At 48.4% G+C, this 657-nt stretch carries 1 pseudogene; it reads left to right on the top strand.

The features are described 5' to 3' along the window. Window positions 1–161: 161 nt before the first annotated feature. A pseudogene (locus QZL66_RS06400) lies at window positions 162–657 on the top strand (hypothetical protein); the annotation flags it as partial.

Here is a 657-nt window from a genome sequence, read left to right on the forward strand (position 1 = left end):
GAAATTCTCATCCGGAAAAATACGCTTTTTCACAAAAAAAGCAGCACCGCTTATTTACAATGCCCTGAAAATGTGCTATAATAAAAAACATCTGGGTTCTTTTGCGGAATCTGGGGGAAAGCAGTTGAAAAACCATTGATTTTATGAGGTGCCAAGGAAAAATGAGTACAAAAAAAGCAACACATGAGAAAGCACAGACGGAAAACACAGCCGAAAAAGGGGAAATCACGATTCCTGTTGTGGAAATTTTCCGGCAGCTGAAAAAATACCTGCTGATTTGGGTTTTGATTGCCGTAGTCGGCGCAGCTCTGATTTTCGGCGGTTCGCTGGCGCTGTCCACCGCCCACACCGTACCGCTGCGGGCAATGGTCGGCTTTAGCTTTGACGGAATTGAGTCCGGACTGGATCCCAACGGCAACAAGTTCAACGCCAACGAGATCAAATCGCCTACCGTCATTCAGCAGGCACTGACCGATCTGGATCTGAGCAGCAATCTGGTGGATTCGGTGCGCAGCGGAATTACCGTTTCCGGTGTCGTGCCCAGCGATACCATTGACAAGCTGACCGCTTATCAGAGCATCTTCGAGAGCAACCATTCTATGGATGCTGCGCAGAAGATCATGGATACCTCTTACTACCCCACACGGTTTGAGGTGG

Origin of the sequence: Ruminococcus sp. CAG:330 (assembly GCF_000437175.1) — a bacterium.
Lineage (GTDB): Bacteria > Bacillota > Clostridia > Oscillospirales > Ruminococcaceae > Ruminococcus_C.